This window comes from Gryllotalpicola koreensis (assembly GCF_039538185.1).
GTDB lineage: Bacteria > Actinomycetota > Actinomycetes > Actinomycetales > Microbacteriaceae > Gryllotalpicola > Gryllotalpicola koreensis.
Genome location: NZ_BAABBW010000005.1, coordinates 257,033 through 274,700, shown reverse-complemented (window position 1 = coordinate 274,700; position 17,668 = coordinate 257,033). Strand labels below are relative to the sequence as shown.

Here is a 17,668-nt window from a genome sequence, read left to right as displayed (position 1 = left end):
GGTGAATGACACGCAACCGGACGTCACAGTTCGCGGGGCTCCAGTCGTCGGAGTTGGGTGACGTGCCGCGGTTCGAGCTCGGCGACGTTCGAGACCTGGAGGAGCTTCATGGTGCGCACGATCTGCTCTTGCAGGATCGCGATCGCCCGGTCGACGCCCTCGCGACCGCCGGCCATGAGGCCATAGAGATAGGCGCGGCCGACCAGCGTGAACTTGGCGCCGAGGGCGAGGCTCGCGACGATGTCGGCCCCGTGCATGATGCCGGTGTCGACGACGACATCCACGTCCTTCCCGATCTCGCGCGCGACGTCGGGCAGAAGGTGGAACGGGATCGGCGCGCGGTCGAGTTGGCGGCCGCCGTGGTTGGAGAGGACGATCCCGTCCACGCCGAGATCGGCGAGCCGCTTGGCGTCGTGCAGGGTCTGCACGCCCTTGATGACGAGCTTGCCGGGCCACATGCCGCGGATGGTCTCGAGATCCTCATAGTCGATCGACGGGTCCATGGCCGCATCCAGCAGCTCGCCGACGGTTCCGCCGGTCGCCGACAGCGAGGCGAACTCGAGCTTCGGCGTGGTGAGGAAATCCCACCACCACCAGGGGCGGGGGATCGCGTTGAGGATCGTCTTCGGGGTCAGCTGCGGCGGGATGGAGAACCCGTTGCGCTTATCGCGCAGCCGGGCGCCGGCGACCGGGGTGTCGACGGTGAAGAACAGGGTGTCGAACCCGGCTTTCGCGGCGCGTTCGACGAGCCCGTAGGAGATCTCCCGCTGGCGCATGACGTAGAGCTGGAACCAGTTACGCCCTTGCGGGTTCGCGGCCTTGACCGCCTCGATGCTCGTGGTGCCGAGGGTGGAGAGGGTGAACGGGATGCCGGCCGCGCCGGCGGCTCCTGCGCCCGCGGTCTCGCCCTCGGTCTGCATCAGGCGAGTGAACCCCGTGGGCGCTATCCCGAACGGCCACGCCGAGGGGCCGCCGAAGATCGTCGTCGACGTGTCCACGGTGGAGACGTCGCGCAGCACGCCCGGGTGGAACTCCACGTCTTCGAACGCCTGCCGGGCACGGGCGAGGGACAGCTCGCCCTCGGCGGCGCCGTCGGTGTAGTCGAAGGCTGCGGCCGGGGTGCGCCGCTTGGCGATGTTCCGCAGGTCGTAGATCGTCAGCGCGGACTCCAGCCGTCGCTTCCTGCCGTCGAGCTCGGGCTTCTTGAACTTCATCAATTCGAAGATCTCCGCCGGCCTCGGCACCTGACGCTCAACCATAGGAAACCGTCTCTCTCATCGTGGTCGGAGTGTACGTTTGCGGCCGCTGCGTCGCCGCGACCACAGCGCGCAGCGACTCGAGCGAGCCGGAGATCGCGCCGACGGCGCGCGCCTGCACGAGCAGGTTCCCGATCGCCGTCGCCTCGACGGGCCCCGCGACGACGGGCAGTCCGGAGCGGTCGGCGGTCGCCTGGCACAGCAGCCCGTTCAGCGCGCCGCCGCCGACGAGGTGGATCGCCGACACCCGCTTGCCCGAGAGCGCGGCGGCCGTCGCCACCGTGTCCGCAAAGGCCTGCGCGAGGCTCTCGACGATGCAGCGCACGAACGCGGGGCGCGAGTCGGGCACGGGAAGATCGTGTTCCCCGAGCCACGCGGCGATGCGCGCCGGCAGATCGCCCGGTGCCAGAAAGCGCGGGTCGTCGACGTCGAAGACGGGCACGGATGCCGGCACCGCAGCCGCCTGCGCCAGCAGCTCCTGCAGCGCGCTCGACTGCTCCGCCGAGCTCGCGCCCGGGCCGAGCCAGGTGCGGATCGATTCCGACAGCAGCCACAGCCCCATGACGTTGTGCAGGAAGCGGACGCGCCCGTCGACGCCGCCCTCATTGGTGAAGGACGCCTCGCGTGCGGCATCCGTCAGCACCGGCTCCTCGAGCTCGACGCCGACGAGCCCCCACGTGCCGCACGAGATGTAGGCGATGTCGTCGCGCGGCGTCGGAATGGCGACGACGGCGCTGGCCGTGTCGTGCGAGCCGACCGCCGTGAGCGGGGCGCCGATCGCCTCGACGGCGCCGAGCGAGGTGCCCGGGTCGACGAGCGGCGGGAACAGCTCGCGGGCGAAGCCGAGCGTTGTCGCCAGCTCGCGATCCCAGTCACGGGCCCCGGCCCCGAGCAGGCCCGTCGTCGAAGCGTTCGTGCGCTCGGCGACGACCGTGCCCGTGAGCTGGAAACCGAGCAGGTCGGGAATGAGCAGCATCGCGTCCGCCCTGTCGAGCATGCCGTCGGCCCGGTCGCAGGCGAGCTGGTACACCGTGTTGAACGGCAGGTGCTGCAGCCCGTTGCGGCGGAACAGGCTCGCCCCGTCGATCGCATCGTGCACCAGCTGCGGCCCACGTCGCCCGCGGCGCTCGTCGCGGTAGTGGTACGGCACGCCGAGCATCCGCCCGTTCCGCAGCAGCGCATAGTCGACGGCCCACGAGTCGATGCCCACCGACGCGATCTCGGCCGACTGGCGAGCGGCCGCCGCGAGCCCCGAGAGCACGTTGCGGTACAGCCCGAGCACGTCCCAGTGCAGCCCGTCGCGCAGCGCGACCGGCTCGTTCGGGAAGCGGGCGACGTGCCGCAGCTCGAGCTCGCCCGGGCCGACCCGGCCCAGGATCACGCGGCCGCTGGTCGCCCCGAGGTCGACCGCGGCCAGCTCGACGGGGGAGCTCATCTGAGGAACGCGGCCGCCACGCCGGCATCCACCGGGATGTGCAGGCCTGTGGTGTGGTCGAGATCGCCCGTGCACAGCACGAACACGGCGTTCGCGACGTGCTCGGGCAGTACCTCGCGCTTCAGCAGCGTGCGCTGGGCGTAGTACTCGCCGAGCTTCTCCTCCGGCACGCCGTAGACCGCGGCCCGTTTCGCGCCCCAGCCACCGGCGAAGATCCCGGAGCCGCGCACGACGCCGTCGGGGTTGATGCCGTTGACCTTCACACCGTGCTCACCCAGCTCGGCCGCGAGCAGCCGCACCTGGTGCGCCTGGTCCGCCTTCGTCGCCGAGTAGGCGATGTTGTTCGGGCCGGCGAACACGGAGTTCTTGGAGGAGATGTAGATGATGTCGCCGCCGAGCTTCTGGTCGATGAGCGCTTTCGCGCTCGCCCTGGAGACGAGGAAGGAGCCCTTGGCCATCACATTGTGCTGCAGGTCCCAGTCGGCGACCGTCGTCTCGAGCAGCGACTTCGACAGCGACAGTCCGGCGTTGTTCACGACGATGTCGAGCCCGCCGAAGGCGAGCAGCGCGGCATCCACCGCGGCCTGTACCTGGTCCTCGTCGGTGACGTCCACCTGCACGCCGACCGCGATGTCGGCCGAGCCGAGCTCGGCGGCCGCCGCCTGCGCCTTCTCGAGGTCGAGATCGGCGATGACCACGCAGGCGCCCTCGGCGGCGAGCCGGGTGGCGGTGGCCTTGCCGATGCCGCTGGCGGCGCCCGTGACGAGCGCGATGCGCGTCGCGAGCGGCTTCGGCTTCGGGCGGCGCTGGAGCTTCGCCTCCTCCAGCGCCCAGTACTCGATGCGGAACTTCTCGGACTCCTCGATCGGCGCGTACGTCGACAGCGCCTCGGCGCCGCGCATCACGTTGATCGCGTTGAGGAAGAACTCGCCGGCCACGCGCGCGGTCTGCTTGTCGGCACCGAAGCTGAACATGCCGACGCCCGGCACGAGGACGATCGCCGGGTCCGCGCCACGGATTGCCGGCGGCTCCTCGCCCTGCGCGCGAGCGGCGGCTGCGCCGCGCTCGTAGTAGGCGGTGTAGTCGGCGCGGTACGCCTCGTGCAGCGCCGGCAGGCGGTCGACGATCTCCTCGACGGATGCCGTGGACGGAAGATCCACCACGAGGGGCTTCACCTTCGTGCGCAGGAAGTGGTCGGGGCAGCTCGTGCCGAGCTCGGCGAGCTGCGGGTGCTTCTCACGCGCGAGGAAGTCGAGCACGGCATCCGTATCGATGAAATGCCCCACCTGGGGTCGGTCGTGCGAGGCGATCGCGCGCAGGTGCGGCACGAGCGCCGCCGCCTTGGCCCGCCGCTCGGCTTCGGGCAACGGCTCGTAGCCGGGCAGGGCGGCCCCGAACGGGTCTGGCTTGCCGTGCTCCTCGATGTACCGCGCGGCGGTGTTGATGATCCACAGCGAGTTCGCCTCGACCTCGTCGCTCGTGTCGGCCCACGCGGTGATGCCGTGGCCGCCGAGGATCGCGCCGATCACGCCCGGGTTCTCGGCTTTGATGCGCGCGATGTCGAGGCCGAGCTGGAAACCCGGGCGGACCCACGGCACCCACGCCACGCGGCCGCCGAAGATCTCGGCCGTGAGCGCCTCGCCGTCTGCCGCCGCGGCGATCGCGATGCCGGAGTCGGGGTGCAGGTGGTCCACGTGCGCGGCGTCCACCAGGCAGTGCATCGTCGTGTCGATCGAGGGGGCCGCGCCGCCCCTGCCGTGCAGCGTGTAGTCGTACGCCGCGACCATCTCGTCCTCGCGCTCCACGCCCGGGTAGACGTTCACGAGCGCGCGCGCCCGGTCCAGGCGCAGCACGGCGAGCCCCGACTCGGTCAGAGTGCCGAGGTCGCCCCCCGAGCCCTTCACCCAGATGAGCTCGACCGGCTCACCCGTGACCGGGTCGATGTCGGTGCCCTTCGCCGAGGTGTTGCCCCCGGCGTAGTTGGTGTTGCGAGGGTCGGCCCCGAGGCGGTTCGACCGGGCGATCAGTTCCTTCGCGGCATCCGTTGCCATCTCTACGCTCCCCAGCCTGCCTGCACGCCACCGACGCGCTCGGCTTCGATCTTCTCCTGATATCCGGATGCCGCATAGGCCACCATCGGGTCGCCCGGCAGTCCGCGCGATTCCCGCCACTCGGCCAGCGCCGGGCGCACATCGGTGTAGAACGCGTCCATCAGCACGCCGTTCGCGCCGAGCACGTCACCGGCGCGCTGCGCCGCAGACAGGGCGTCCGTGTCCACCAGCAGTGCGCGCGCCGTCATCTCCTGCACGTTCAGCACCGAGCGGATCTGCCCCGGGATCTTCTTCTCGATGTTGTGGCACTGGTCGAGCATGAACGCGACATCGGAGTCGGCGCCGTAGCCGCCGCCGCGGATCACCTCGAAGAGGATGCGGAACAGCTGGAACGGGTCGGCCGCGCCGACGATCAGGTCATCGTCGGCGTAGAAGCGCGAGTTGAAGTCGAAGCTCCCGAGCTTCCCGAGGCGCAGCAGCTGCATGACGATGAACTCGATGTTCGTGCCAGGCGCGTGGTGGCCGGTGTCGAGGCAGACGACCGCACGCTCGCCGAGCGCGCTCACCTGTGCGTAGCTCGTGCCCCAATCCGGCACATCGGTGTGATAGAACGCTGGCTCGAAGAACTTGTACTCGAGCACGAGCCGCTGGTTCTCGCCGATGCGCTCATAGATCGCGGCGAGGGATTCCGCGAGCCGGTCCTGCCTGCCGCGCAGGTCGTCCTGCCCGGGGTAGTTCGTGCCGTCGGCGAGCCAGATCTTGAGGTCGCGCGAGCCCGTCTCGTTCATGACGTCGATGCAGCGGAAGTGGTGGTCGATCGCCTTCTGCCGCACCGCCGCGTCGCTGTGCGCGAGGCTGCCCAGCTTGTAGGCGTCGTCCTGGAAGGTATTCGAGTTGATCGTGCCGAGGGCGACGCCGTTGTCCTCGGCGTGCTTCGCGAGGTCGGAGTACGAGTCGACGAGATCCCACGGGATGTGCAGCGCGACGGAGGGGGAGAGGCCCGTGACCTTCTGCACCTGGGCCGCGTCGCTGATCTTCTCGAACGGGTCGCGAGGCGTCCCCGCAGAGCCGAACACCTTGAATCTCGTGCCCGAGTTCCCGAACGCCCAGCTCGGCAGCTCGATCGCCTGCTCGGCGAGCCGGTCGGCGATCTCGGCGAACGCCTTGGTCATGATGTGGCTCCTTCTGCAGCGCACGGCTGCCGCGAAATGAATCGTTTCAAACAATATGGGTCAGGGTGCCCGCACGCAAACGACGCCTGTCGTCATCCCTTCACGGCGCCGCTGGTCATGCCGGCCACGATCTGCCGGTTGAAGAAGATGTACATGATCAGCGGCGGGATCGTGATGAGCAGGATGTTCATGAACAGCAGGTTGTTCTGGCTCACCGATTGGCTTTGGAAGTTGTAGAGCGTGAGCTGCACGGTCGGGTTGTCGCTGCCGGGCAGGAAGTACAGCGGACCGGTGAAGTCGTTGAACACGGCGACGGCCTGCACCACGATCACGGTGACGATCACCGGGCGCAGCAGCGGCAGGATCACGCCGAAGAAGAGGCGCATCGCCCCGGCCCCGTCGATGATCGCGGCCTCGTCGAGCTCGCGCGGGATGGTCGCGACGAAGGCGCGGAACAGGAGGATCGCGAAGGACAGCCCGAAGGTGGCTTCGATCAGGATCATGCCCGGAAGGGTGTCGAAGATGCCGAGCCGCTGCAGCACCCAGATGGTGGGGACGACGGCCGGCGGCGCGATCAGCCCGGCGAGCACGAAGAAGTTGACGACGGGGTTCAGCCGCGATCGTCTGCGTTGGAGCAGATAGCCGACCATGGCCGAGAAGACGACCATGATGGCGACACTGACCACCGTGAGGGCGATGCTGTTGATGAACGCCGCGAGCAGCTGGAAGTTGTTCGTCTGGATGACCTCGGCGAAGTTGCGCCAGAACTGCGATTGCGCAGGCAGCGCGAACTGCATGAGGCCCGCTTCTCGCGGGTTCTTCGACGCCTGGAGGAGGACGAAGACGAAGGGGACCAGGAAGACCACGATCGACACGAGGATGGCAACGGCGCCGAGAAGATATTTGCGGGCGAATCGCCTGACCGTGAACGGCCGGCGCGCGGCCGCCGTCGGGGCGCTCACAGCTCTGCCTCCCGTCGGGTGAGCAGCCACTGCACGGGGACCATGATCGCCGTCACCACGATGAACAGGATGACGTTGCCCGCGGTCGACAGTCCGAAGAATCCGGCCTGGTACTGCTTGTAGATGACGGACGCGATCACGTCGCTCGAGAAACCCGGTCCGCCGTTGGTCATCGCCCAGATCAGGTCGAAGGAGCGCAGACCGCCGATGAGCGAAAGGATGATCACCGTCGCCATCGCCGGTCGCACCAGGGGCAGGGTCACACTGCGGAAAACCTTCCAGGCGGAGGCACCGTCGACGCGCGCCGCTTCGAAATACTCCTGCGGTATGGCGACGATCCCCGCCATGAAGATGAGGGTCGCGATCCCGACGCCCTTCCAGATGTCCACGCCCGCTACGGTGAGCAGCGCGAGGTGCGGGTCGGTGTACCAGCCTGGCTGCGGCAGATGGAGCGCGCCCAGGACGGAGTTGACCACGCCGTGAAACGGGTCGAGCAGCGCCTTGAAGGTCAAGCCGACGCCAACCGTGGAGACCAGCACGGGGAAGAACACCACAGCACGCAGGTATCCGCGGCCGAAGATCGAGGTCGTCAGCAGCAGGGCGAGCGCCAGGCCGAGCACGACTTTCGCAGCCGAGGTGACGAATCCATAGATGAAGGTGTTGATGAAGCCCTGGGTGAGAGCCGGGGTCTGGAAGAACTGGACGAAATTGCCGAGGCCGATGAACTGCTGGTCGAAGAGCGTCCACCTGGTGAGGGCGAAATAGAACGACGAGAACGTCGGCAGAGCGAAGAACAGGAGATAGAGCACGCCTGCGGGGATGTAGAACCAGGAGGGGTAGAGGCCCCGGATGCCGCCGCGCCCTTTGCGCGGGGTCCTCGGGGCGTTCGCATGCCGTGCGGGCTCCACACCGGCGACTGCAGTGGTCATTGGAGGCTCCTTGATAAGGGGCGGGGGCCGTTGAGACGAACGCGGCCCCCGCCCACAATCGATCGATCAGGGGTGAATCGAGGCCCTACCAGCCCTTGATTCCCAGCTGCTGCGCCTGGGCCTTCACGTCCTGGTCATACTGCTGAGCGCCCACCTGCGGCGAGGTGGTTCCGGAGCCGACGCCGATGAGGATGGTCTCGAGGTTCGGTCCCTTGATGGGCGAGAGGAACTCGAGCGCGGGGCTCGCCTTGTCATCGTCGATGTACTTCTGGATGTCGGCGACGAGAGCCGGTGCGTCTGACGGCGCCTTGCAGACGCTGTCCACGTATGGTCCCGCGACGGCACCCGTGGTGTTCTGGATCTCGCATCCGTCAGGAGAGTTGAGGAACGCGACGAACTTCTTCGCGGCGGCGAGTTTGTCGCCCGTCGTGGTGCTCGCGATGTAGACGCCGTTGGGCTCCCACAGTGTGAGCGAGGTATCGGCCGCCGTCGTCGCGGGGATCGCGAACACCCCGATGTCGTTCACCTTGTCGGCGTTGTCTTGCTGAACCGTGGCGATCGAGGCGGTGAGCATCGGGTACTGCGCCGCTTTCCCCGTCGCGAGGGCGTCCATCGCCTGGGCATTGGTCATCGAGGCGAAGTCCTTGTTCACCAATCCGGAGGTGTGGATGTCCGCGGTGTGCTGGAAGCCTTCGAACGCCGGCTCGTTGACGTACTTGGCGTCGCCCTTGTTGTTCGTGTAGTTGTCGGCCCAGTTGGGGTCCTGTTTATTGATGTTCGCGAAGTCGCCGAGCACCAGCAGCTGCGACGTCCAGGTGTCGCCGTAGGACTGGAGGATCGGGGTGACTCCCGGGTCCGAGGCCGCGATCTTCTTGCTGTTGGCGATGAACTCGTCCCAGGTCGTCGGGATCGACAGCCCGAGTTTGTTATAGATCGCCTTGTTGTAGAGGATGCCGCCGGCGAACGACGTGCCGAGTGGCGCGCCGTACACCTTGCCATCGACCGAGACGACCTGCTTGAAGTTCTTGTCGAGGTCCTTGACCCAGCTCTCATCGCTCAGGTCGACCATGCTCGTCTTCGGGTTCAGCGCCTGGAACAGGGAGCCCGAGTTGTAGTAGAAGACGTTGTCCATGGTCTTGGTCGACAGCTTGGTCTTCATGAGGTTGTCGCCCTGCGTGCCCGCGGGCTGGGTGTCGAGCTTGACGGTGATGTCGGGATTCTTCTTCTCGAAGCCGGCGATCAGCTGCTTGGCTCTCGTGGTGGTGGCCTGGTCGTTCTGGACCAGGAAGGTGATCGTCACCTTGCTGCCGGCGTTGCCGGTCGAGGCGCCGAAGCCGCTGCAGCCGGAGAGTGCGGCCGCGGCCGCGGCGAGAGAAGCGACGGCCACAACGGGCCGCCACAAGCGGTTCTTCTTCATCCCATCTACCTCCTTGTAGATATGTGGGTGCGTGGTGTGCGAGTGCTGGTGATGCCGGATGAGCGCCGTCAGGCGACGGCGGGTGTGAGTTCTGAGATCGAGGTGGTACGGCCGCCCGTGATCGTTCGGTCGCCTTCGCCTGGCAGACGCAGGATGCCTTCGACGCCCTCCGGCAGCTCGACTTCCACGGAAAGCTGGTCGCCGTCGGTCGTCCAGTGCACGGCGACGCGGCCCCGGGGCGTCTCGAGCGCGGTCTCCGCCTCCGTCAGGCCGCCTCCCGGCTGAGGCGCGATAAGCACCGATGCGTACCCGGGAGTGAGCGGGGCGATCCCACCCACGACTCGGTGCATCCAATCGGCCACGGCGCCGAGGGCGTAGTGGTTGAAGCTGGTCATCTCGCCGGGGTTGATACTGCCGTCGGGCAGCATCGAGTCCCAGCGCTCCCAGACGGTCGTCGCTCCCATGGTCACCGGGTAGAGCCAGGACGGGCAGTCCTTCTCCATGAGGAGCCGGTATGCGGCATCCACATGTCCGGTCTGGGTCAGAGCGTCCGTGATGAACGGCGTTCCCGCGAATCCGGTCGAGATGCGATAGCCCGCCTGTTCCGCGAGCTCTGCGAGTCGTCTGCCGGCGAACTCCTCATGCTCCGGGCTCAGCAGCCCGAACACGATGGCGAGCGAATACACCGTCGTGCAATCGCTCTTCACCACTCCGTCGTCGACGTATTCGGAGTTGAAGGCGTCGCGCAGCCGGGCGGCGATGGCGTCGAACTCGCGGTGGGCCTCCTCGAGGCCGAGGAGAGCCGCGGTGTCGGCGACGATACGCGCCGAGCGGTAGATCGCAGCCGTGGCGACGACTCCCTTGTCGGCCTTCGCATCGGCCGGGTACTCGGGCGGAGCATCGGGGTCGAGCCAGTCGCCGAACTGGAAATTCCCCTCCCAGACCCCTGAGGGGGAGAGCAGGGAGTCGACCCGTCGCACGTGCGCGGCCATCGAGCCGAACTGCCGTCTCAGCACGCTCTCGTCGCCGTAGGCCTGGTAGAGGGTCCACGGCACCCAGACCGCCGCGTCGCTCCAGATCGCCGTCGAGTCGACAGGGCCCATGTCCGTGGGCCGCTCGCGGTCGTGATACTTCAGGATGTCGGGGATGACGAAGCCGACGATGCCGTCATGGTGCTGCTGCTCCAAGTCGAGGTCGACCAGCCAGTCCGAGAGGAATGCGTCGACATCGAAGAGGAACGCCGCGGTCGGCGCGAAAGCCGCGATGTCGCCGGTCCATCCGAGGCGTTCGTCTCGCTGCGGGCAGTCGGTGGGAACGTCGACGAAATTCCCGCGCATGCCCCAGACCACGTTCTCGTGGAACTGGTTGAGGAGGGGATCGGAGGTGCGCATCGTTCCGATGCGGTCGAGCTCCGACCCGATTGCCACGGCGGTGAACGCCTCAGGGGAGAGCGCCCCTGGCCAGCCCTCGATCTCCGCGTAGCGGAACCCGTGGAAGGTGAAGGTGGGCTCGAACTCGTCCGTGCCGCCGCTCAGGACATATCGGTCGGTGGCCTTCGCGCTGCGCAGCGGGCGCGTGCCGAGCTCGCCGTTTTCGAGCACCTCGGCGTGGCGGATGGTGATCTCGGTTCCTGCCGGTCCGCTCGTGCGAACCCGGATCCAGCCGACGAGGTTCTGGCCGAAGTCGAGGATCGTCTTTCCCGACGGCGAGACGATCACCTCAGCGACCGGAAGTTCGTTCCACCGCCGCACGGCGGGCCCGATGTACGGGACGAGCGTCGAGGTGTCGAACTCGAGGGCATGCACCCCTCGCCAGCCGCCATCATCGAAACCCGGGCGCTTCCATGCGTCGTCGACGAGCCGTGCGTCGATGGTCTGCCCGTCGTACAGGTCGTTCGCGAGCACCGCGCTCGGCCCGCTCCGCCAGCTCTCGTCGGTCACGACCAGCTGGACGGTGCCGTCCTCGAACTCGATCTCGAGCTGGGCGAAAGCGCCGAGCTCATCGCCATAGAACGATCCCTTCCCGGACCAGCCGAGACGCCCGCCGAACCAGCCCTTCCCCAACGAGAGCCCGACGACCGTGCGCTCCTGGATGAGCGTGGTCACGTCATAGGACGCGTACCGCAGGCGCCATTCGTAACTGCTCCATCCGGGAGTGAGCACATCGTCGCAGACGCGCCGGCCGTTGAGCCAGGCCTCCACCAGGCCGCGAGCCGTGACGAGGAGCGTGGCGCGTCGGACCGCACCATGCTCTCGCTCGGTCTCGAATTCCGTTCGCAATTGCGGAGCTCCGTTGAACGCATCGTCTGGAGCGATCATTTGGGCTGTCCAAGCCATCTCTACCCTTTCGGCGATCGACATCTTCGTCGGCGGCAAGCACAGCACTCACCGCATTCTCGCCGCGGCGTTGCTGGCTCTATTGAAACGCTTCAACGCACGCTAGAGCGCGCGGAGATCGCCTGTCAAGGCTTGATTGTCACGATTCAATCGCCAGAGTGTGAGTATGGTCGTCAACTGAGGGGAGCGCATGGCAGAGAGTGTCAAGGACGTCGCCCGGCTCGCCGGGGTATCCGTCGGAACCGTGTCGAACGTGCTGAATCACCCCGATAAGGTCGCGGAGGCGACCGTCGCACGCGTGCAGGAGGCGATCGAGAAGCTCGGCTTCGTGCGCAACGACGTGGCACGGCAGCTGAGGGCGGGGAATTCGCGCGCGATCGGGCTCCTCATCCTCGATGTGCGCAACCCCTTCTTCACCGATCTTGCCCGCGGCGCCGAGGCTCGGGCCGCCGAACTCGGCCACGCCGTGCTGCTCGCCAACAGCGACGAGAGCAGCGCGCGTGAGGCCGACTATCTCGATCTCTTCGAGCAGCAGCGGATCCGCGGTCTGCTGATCTCGCCGGTGGGCGACATCACCGGCAGGCTGCACCGGCTCCGTGACCGGGGCATCCGTTCCGTGCTTGTCGACCGCCCGTCGTCGGACATCGCATTCGGCTCGGTGTTCGTCGATGATGTGGCAGGTGGGGAGATCGCGGTGCGGCACCTCCTCGAGATCGGGCGGCGCCGCATCGCCTTCGTCGGCGGCTCTCTCGCGATTCGGCAGGTCAGCGACCGACTCACCGGTGCCCGCGCGGCGGTAGCCGAGCACGCCGGCGCATCGCTCGAGGTCGTGGAGACGGCAGCGCTCACCGTGGATGAGGGCGCAAAGGCGGCGCATGCCCTTCTGACGCGCCCGCCGGCCGACCGCCCTGACGCGGTTTTCGCGGCCAACGACCTGCTCGCGATCGGGATGCTTCAGGTGCTTGCGGGTTCCGGCGATGTCACGATCCCGGACGATATCGCCCTGGTCGGCTATGACGACATCGATTTCGCGAGCGCGGCGATCGTCCCGTTGAGCTCAATCCGGCAGCCGGCGGCCCTGATCGGCGCGACGGCCGTCGAACTGCTGCTCACGCGCACGGGCGAGGCGGCGGTCGTCGGTCGAGCGTCCGAGCCCACGCGCGCGGTGCGGTTCCAGCCTGAGCTCGTGGCCCGTGCCTCAACTGGCGTCCGATAATTATTGTCACTTAGTGACGGCTTAGGTATACGGTGACACCGATTGGTGTCATGTGGACACCATCGTTCAAAGGAGAACGAAGATGCCCGGCCTCGACGACCACCGCAGCGCACTGCGGAATCCGCCGATCGAATACCGTCCCGAGTTGCGCTGGTGGCTGGCCGAGGGGCTCCACACCGACGCCACTCTGCGGGCCGAGATCGCCGCGGCTCACCGCTTGGGGTTCGGGGGAATGGAGTTCCTCGCCATGGACGAGGGGCACCTCGACCATCGGCGTTACGGCTGGGGCTCTGAGGAGTGGGTGCACGATTCCGGGATCGTCGTCGAGGAGACGACCGCGCGCGGCATGTCGTTCAGCTTCACCTCCGGCACGAACTGGTCGAACGCCAATCTGCCGACCATCGACCCCGATCACCCGGCTGCGGCCAAAGAGCTGAACTTCGTGAGCTTCGACGTGCCGGGCCTGCAGCATGCCTCCCGCGTTCTTCCCCGCATCGACCTGCAGGCCGAGCACGCCCCTTCGCTGCTGCCCGGCGAGCGGATCGCGCCGACGAAGCAAGAACTGGTCGCCGTCGTCGCGGCGCCCGTGCTCGGCGAGGGTGTGCTCGACCCAGAGGGAGTGGTGGATCTGACGGCGTCGGTGAGCGAGGGCGAGCTCAGTTGGACGGCTCCCGACGCCCGCCTGTGGCGGGTTTTCGTGTTCTGGTCTCACGGCACGGGGCAGACCGCTTCGCCGTCCGCGAGCGTGAACTACACGATCAACTACCTGGATCGCGACGGAGTCGACGCCCTCACGCACTATTGGCGCACCGTCGTCCTGACTCCCGAACTGAAAGCAGACATCGCGCGCAACCCGCGCGCTCAGATGTACATGGACTCCCTTGAGCTCACGACGTGGGGTGAGGGCGGGATGTTCTGGGGGCGCTCGGTCGCCGAGGAGTTCCGCCGTCGGCGCGGGTACGACATCGTCCCGTGGCTGCCGTTCCTCGTGCGCAGCGCGCCGATGATGGCGGCATCCACCGCCTACCACTACGAGCCGGAAGCGGCGCACAGCGTCACCGTCGGGAAGGTGCGCTTCGACTATGTGCGCACGCTGACCGATCTCTACATCGAGAACATGCTGCGCCCGTTCGCGTCGTTCCTGCACGAGAACGGGATCCTGCTGCGTTCCGAGATCAGCTACGGCCTGCCGTTCGAGCTGACCCGCCCCGGCCCCGAAGTGGACGGGATCGAGACCGAATCGCTGGAGTTCGGCTCGCAGATCGACGGTTACCGGCTGCTGGCCGGACCTGCCCACCTCTTCGGGAAGCAGTACTCCTCCGAGACCGGTGCGACGACGCGCAACCACATGCTGGATCACCGCTTCTACGACCAGATCATCGCGACACAGCTGGCCGCCGGAGTCACGAAGACGGTCCTCCATGGCTGGGCCAGCACCGCGGGCGCCGAGGGCGCGACGGAATGGCCCGGTCACGAGGGCATGTGGTCGATGTTCTCCGAGCGCTTCGATCTGCGGCAGCCCGGCAGCGAGTTCTACCCGCTCTGGAACGACGCCATCGGGCGGTACCAGTACCTGCTCCGGCAGGGCAGGCCGCGCATCGACGTGGGGATCCTGCGAACGGATCACTTCGTCGACAACACCTCGGGGATGCACTTCGGCACCGCGGACGGCGGGCGGATTCCGGACGAGGAGGCGTACGGCCGGCTGTGGATGCGCGATCGCCAGAATCACTGGTGGCAGGACCTCGGCATGCAGGATGCCGGCTGGACCTACGAGTTCTTCGACGGGACGCTGCTCACGCGGCCCGAGGTCATATTCCAAGACGGGGTGGTGCAGCCCGACGGCCCCGGCTATCAGGCGCTCATCGTCTTCCAGGAGGCGTTGGACGTCGAGGTCGCGGAGCTGCTCAGAGAGTGGGCGACGCAGGGGCTGCCGATTCTCATCGTCAACGGGGCGCGCGAGCTCAAGTGGCTCTTCGCCGGGGCATACACGACGCATCAGCGCGCGGCCTCGCAGACCCCGGGGCTCGACGGCCGCGACGCGGAATTGCGTGCCGTCATGGACGAGCTGCGGGCGCTGCCCTCTGTCGCCGAGATCGCGGACCCCGCTGAGACCGTCACGGCTCTTCGCCGACTCGGGGTGCGGGGGCGCGCCGAGTTCGATGCAGCGAACGCCAGCGTCCTCACTCACCTTCGCGAAGACGGCGAGCTGCTGCACCTCTACGTCTACAACTTCCTCTACGAGACCGGCGGAGAGACCCGACTGGACATCTCCGTCCTCGGCGAGGGGGAGGTGTATCGGGTCGACGCATGGAGCGGCTCGGTGCGGCCGCACTCGGGGACCGGCCTCCGCGACGGGCGCACCCGGATCTCTGTCGCGCTCGGGGCGGGGGAGATGGCGCTCTTCACGATCGACCGCACGCAGCGGGCTGAGACCCGCGACCTCGCTGAGCGCGCGGTCGTCGCCGAGCTTCGCAGCTGGGATATCACGGTGGAGAGCTGGGATGCCGGCGAGCCCGCGATCATCACCGAGGATCGCGGCCTCGGGTACGTCACCCGCGAGGTCCAGCCGACGACCGAGATCACCCCGCTGCACGTGTCCGGGCTGAGCGAGCTGCGGCCCTGGACCGAACTGGCGGGCGTCGGCGCCGAGGTGTCGGGTGTCGGCGAGTACGTCGCGGAGTTCCACCTTCCCGGCGAGGTCGACCCGGATTCGCGGTATCTGCTCGAGCTCGGGTCCACCAACGGCGGGCTGGGTTCGGTGGCGCTCAACGGTGCGCCACCGCGCGGCTTCGACACCTCAGTGCCGATCGTCGACGTGACCGACGATCTCGTGCCTGGGGCGAACCGCGTGGTCGTGCGGGTGTCGAGCTCGCTGAACAACAGGCTCATCGCTCGCGGCTACTACGACGAGCTACCGGACATCGGGGCGCTCTTCCTCGGCAGGCAGGCGACGCACACTGTGCGTGTGCGGGAGTACGGCCTCGTCGGGCCGGTGAGGCTCGTGCGGGAGCGGCGTTCCTCGTCAGGGCGGCGACTGCTGAGATAGTGGTCGCGGAGGTGGCGTGTGGCTGGACAGGGTGCGAAGAACGGCGAGCCGGATCTGTCGCCGGTGATCCCTCAGGACCCGCTGGACGTTCTGCTCTCCGTTACGTCCATCGTGCACTGGGCCGACAGCCGCGACGTCCGCCTCGCGGCCATGGAGGCCTCGGAGTTCCCCGTCGATGACATGCCGATGTTCCTCGTCGTCAACCAGCTCTGCTACCGCGGCGCGCTGAGGCCGACGGACATCGCCGCGGTGCTGGGCATGAGCAAGACGAACATCAGCAAGATCATCCGCAGGCTCGAGCAAGTGGGGCTCGTCACCCGCGCGCCCTCCCCGTCCGATGACCGCAGCGTGCTCATCGCGCTTACGGCTGAGGGAAGAGCCCTCGGCGAGCGCATCATCGCCAATGCGCGGCGCACCGTCGACGATCTGACCGCCGTCTGGACCGACGAGGAGGTCCAGACGCTTCGCCGTGTGCTCGCCCACTTCGCGCAGCAGGCGCGTCACGAGATCGCCCTGCATTCGCCGGCGTTGCGCACTCTCCGCTGAGCGCCGACCCCGGCATCCGTTCATAGGAGTTTGTTGCTTGATCCGCGAAAGGGGGCCACATAGCCTGGCGTAGCCCAAACACAACGGCGTATTTGGAGGTAGTCAGGCATGGAACGACGCAGCGTGCTCACGATGGGCGCAATCGGTGCGGCAACGATCTTGGCGGGCGGGGTCGCGACAGCGACGCCGGCGTTCGCCGACACGGCGAAACGGGGCCCGAGGCCCGTCGGCAGCAGCGACCCGCAGTCGCTGCGCGCCCTCGGCACTCTCATCAATCTGCCGATCGGCTCGGCGCTGACCCCGCAGGACATCACGCAGTGGGCGTCGATCTCCGGTGGCCAGTTCTCGGTCGTGACCGGCGCGAACGCGATGAAGTGGGAGACGGTGGAGCCCGCGCGGGGCACATATGACTGGACGGATGCCGACCAGCTCGTCGCCTTCGCCAAGGCCAACCATCAGCTGGTGCGCGGTCACACCCTGCTGTGGCACAACCAGCTGCCCGCCTGGCTCACCGCCGGCGTCGCAGCAGGCACCATCACGAAGACGCAGCTCTGGGGCCTGCTCGAGAAGCACATCTTCACCGAGCTCGGCCGGTACCGGGGCAAGATCTGGCAGTGGGACGTCGCGAACGAGTTCTTCACCGACGCGAACCCCTCCGGCGTCAACCCGAACGACTGGTGGGTCGTGAACGCCGGCGAGGGCATCATCGCGCAGGCATTCAAGTGGGCGCACCAGGCCGACCCGGGCGCGCTGCTGTTCTACAACGACTACAACGTCACCGGCGAGGACGGCACGAACGCGAAGCACGACGCCGTCTTCGACTGGGTGAAGAAGCAGCGGGATGCCGGCGTGCCGATCCACGGCGTCGGAACGCAGGCGCACCTCGACACGCAGTACGGCTTCGACCCGCAGCGATTCCAGCAGGATCTCGAGCACTACGCCTCGATCGGCCTCAAGATCGCGATCACCGAGGCCGATGTGCGCACCTTCGTCGAGACGACCGACTCGAACCAGACGCCGACGGACAGCCTCGCCCAGTTCGCGCAGCCCTTCGAGTACTCGGCGATGCTGCAGGCGGCGATCTCGGTGCCCGAGGTCATCTCGTTCACGGTCTGGGGCTGGACGGACGCGGATTCCTGGGTGCCCGGCACCTTCCCGGGCGAGGGCTACGCCTGCATCTACGACGTGAACCAGCAGCCGAAGCAGGCGTACTTCACGCTGCAGAAGGACCTGGAGCTGGCGGCTCAGGGCGGCCCGCGCCGGGCCGCGCCGCCGCGCGCGTAACGCGGGTTCACGACG

Annotated in this window: 12 protein-coding genes; 4 read left to right on the top strand and 8 right to left on the bottom strand. The window is 67.7% G+C overall.

All coding sequences use genetic code 11. The annotated features are described in order from the left end of the window. Positions 1 to 23 precede the first annotated feature (23 nt). The 8 genes from ABD708_RS15760 to ABD708_RS15725 all read right to left on the bottom strand — a co-directional run bounded on the left by ABD708_RS15760 (position 24) and on the right by ABD708_RS15725 (position 11,540). Complete coding sequence (locus ABD708_RS15760) at positions 24 to 1,259, bottom strand: alpha-hydroxy acid oxidase (protein ID WP_344756164.1); 1,236 nt, start codon at positions 1,257 to 1,259, stop codon at positions 24 to 26. After that, entirely contained in the window at positions 1,252 to 2,691 is a 1,440-nt protein-coding gene (locus tag ABD708_RS15755; RefSeq protein ID WP_344756162.1) for a rhamnulokinase, read from the bottom strand. Before ABD708_RS15755 ends, ABD708_RS15760 begins: the two co-directional genes overlap by 8 nt. Next, positions 2,688 to 4,742, bottom strand: coding sequence for a bifunctional aldolase/short-chain dehydrogenase (locus ABD708_RS15750; protein ID WP_344756160.1), 2,055 nt, complete (start codon positions 4,740 to 4,742; stop codon positions 2,688 to 2,690). The genes ABD708_RS15755 and ABD708_RS15750 overlap by 4 nt, the downstream gene beginning before the upstream one ends. Positions 4,743 to 4,744: 2 nt before the next feature. Then, complete coding sequence (rhaI, locus tag ABD708_RS15745; protein WP_344756158.1) at positions 4,745 to 5,914, bottom strand: L-rhamnose isomerase; 1,170 nt, start codon at positions 5,912 to 5,914, stop codon at positions 4,745 to 4,747. 92 nt (positions 5,915 to 6,006) lie between these two features. Beyond that, positions 6,007 to 6,876 (bottom strand): carbohydrate ABC transporter permease, encoded by an 870-nt coding sequence (locus ABD708_RS15740; RefSeq protein WP_344756155.1) that lies wholly within the window; start codon positions 6,874 to 6,876, stop codon positions 6,007 to 6,009. Next, positions 6,873 to 7,805 (bottom strand): carbohydrate ABC transporter permease, encoded by a 933-nt coding sequence (locus ABD708_RS15735; RefSeq protein WP_344756153.1) that lies wholly within the window; start codon positions 7,803 to 7,805, stop codon positions 6,873 to 6,875. The genes ABD708_RS15740 and ABD708_RS15735 overlap by 4 nt, the downstream gene beginning before the upstream one ends. An 85-nt stretch (positions 7,806 to 7,890) precedes the next feature. Then, entirely contained in the window at positions 7,891 to 9,222 is a 1,332-nt protein-coding gene (locus ABD708_RS15730) for an ABC transporter substrate-binding protein (RefSeq protein WP_344756151.1), read from the bottom strand. 68 nt (positions 9,223 to 9,290) lie between these two features. Beyond that, positions 9,291 to 11,540, bottom strand: a complete 2,250-nt coding sequence (locus tag ABD708_RS15725; RefSeq protein ID WP_425553309.1) for an alpha-L-rhamnosidase — start codon at positions 11,538 to 11,540, stop codon at positions 9,291 to 9,293. A 208-nt stretch (positions 11,541 to 11,748) separates the two neighbouring features. Here ABD708_RS15725 and ABD708_RS15720 point away from each other — a divergent pair, with 208 nt between their 5' ends. The 4 genes from ABD708_RS15720 to ABD708_RS15705 all read left to right on the top strand — a co-directional run bounded on the left by ABD708_RS15720 (position 11,749) and on the right by ABD708_RS15705 (position 17,653). Beyond that, positions 11,749 to 12,774 carry a LacI family DNA-binding transcriptional regulator gene (locus tag ABD708_RS15720; RefSeq protein ID WP_344756147.1) on the top strand — a complete coding sequence of 342 codons (1,026 nt, stop codon included), beginning with the start codon at positions 11,749 to 11,751 and terminating at the stop codon, positions 12,772 to 12,774. 82 nt (positions 12,775 to 12,856) lie between these two features. Next, positions 12,857 to 15,823 carry a glycosyl hydrolase gene (locus ABD708_RS15715; RefSeq protein ID WP_344756145.1) on the top strand — a complete coding sequence of 989 codons (2,967 nt, stop codon included), beginning with the start codon at positions 12,857 to 12,859 and terminating at the stop codon, positions 15,821 to 15,823. Between the two features lie 18 nt (positions 15,824 to 15,841). Beyond that, positions 15,842 to 16,369 (top strand): MarR family winged helix-turn-helix transcriptional regulator, encoded by a 528-nt coding sequence (locus ABD708_RS15710; protein WP_344756143.1) that lies wholly within the window; start codon positions 15,842 to 15,844, stop codon positions 16,367 to 16,369. A gap of 108 nt (positions 16,370 to 16,477) precedes the next feature. Next, the gene (locus tag ABD708_RS15705) at positions 16,478 to 17,653 is read left to right on the top strand and encodes an endo-1,4-beta-xylanase (protein WP_344756141.1); all 1,176 of its coding nucleotides are present in this window, start codon (positions 16,478 to 16,480) and stop codon (positions 17,651 to 17,653) included. Positions 17,654 to 17,668: the final 15 nt, after the last annotated feature.

Bases quoted from the DNA above. Each gene is read 5' to 3' on its own strand.
- ABD708_RS15755 (WP_344756162.1), bottom strand. From the start codon at position 2,691: ATGAGCTCCCCCGTCGAGCTGGCCGCGGTCGACCTCGGGGCGACCAGC.
- ABD708_RS15715 (WP_344756145.1), top strand. From the start codon at position 12,857: ATGCCCGGCCTCGACGACCACCGCAGCGCACTGCGGAATCCGCCGATC.
- ABD708_RS15730 (WP_344756151.1), bottom strand. From the start codon at position 9,222: ATGAAGAAGAACCGCTTGTGGCGGCCCGTTGTGGCCGTCGCTTCTCTC.
- ABD708_RS15750 (WP_344756160.1), bottom strand. From the start codon at position 4,742: ATGGCAACGGATGCCGCGAAGGAACTGATCGCCCGGTCGAACCGCCTC.
- ABD708_RS15705 (WP_344756141.1), top strand. From the start codon at position 16,478: ATGGAACGACGCAGCGTGCTCACGATGGGCGCAATCGGTGCGGCAACG.
- ABD708_RS15720 (WP_344756147.1), top strand. From the start codon at position 11,749: ATGGCAGAGAGTGTCAAGGACGTCGCCCGGCTCGCCGGGGTATCCGTC.
- ABD708_RS15725 (WP_425553309.1), bottom strand. From the start codon at position 11,540: ATGATCGCTCCAGACGATGCGTTCAACGGAGCTCCGCAATTGCGAACG.
- ABD708_RS15760 (WP_344756164.1), bottom strand. From the start codon at position 1,259: ATGGTTGAGCGTCAGGTGCCGAGGCCGGCGGAGATCTTCGAATTGATG.
- ABD708_RS15735 (WP_344756153.1), bottom strand. From the start codon at position 7,805: ATGACCACTGCAGTCGCCGGTGTGGAGCCCGCACGGCATGCGAACGCC.
- rhaI (WP_344756158.1), bottom strand. From the start codon at position 5,914: ATGACCAAGGCGTTCGCCGAGATCGCCGACCGGCTCGCCGAGCAGGCG.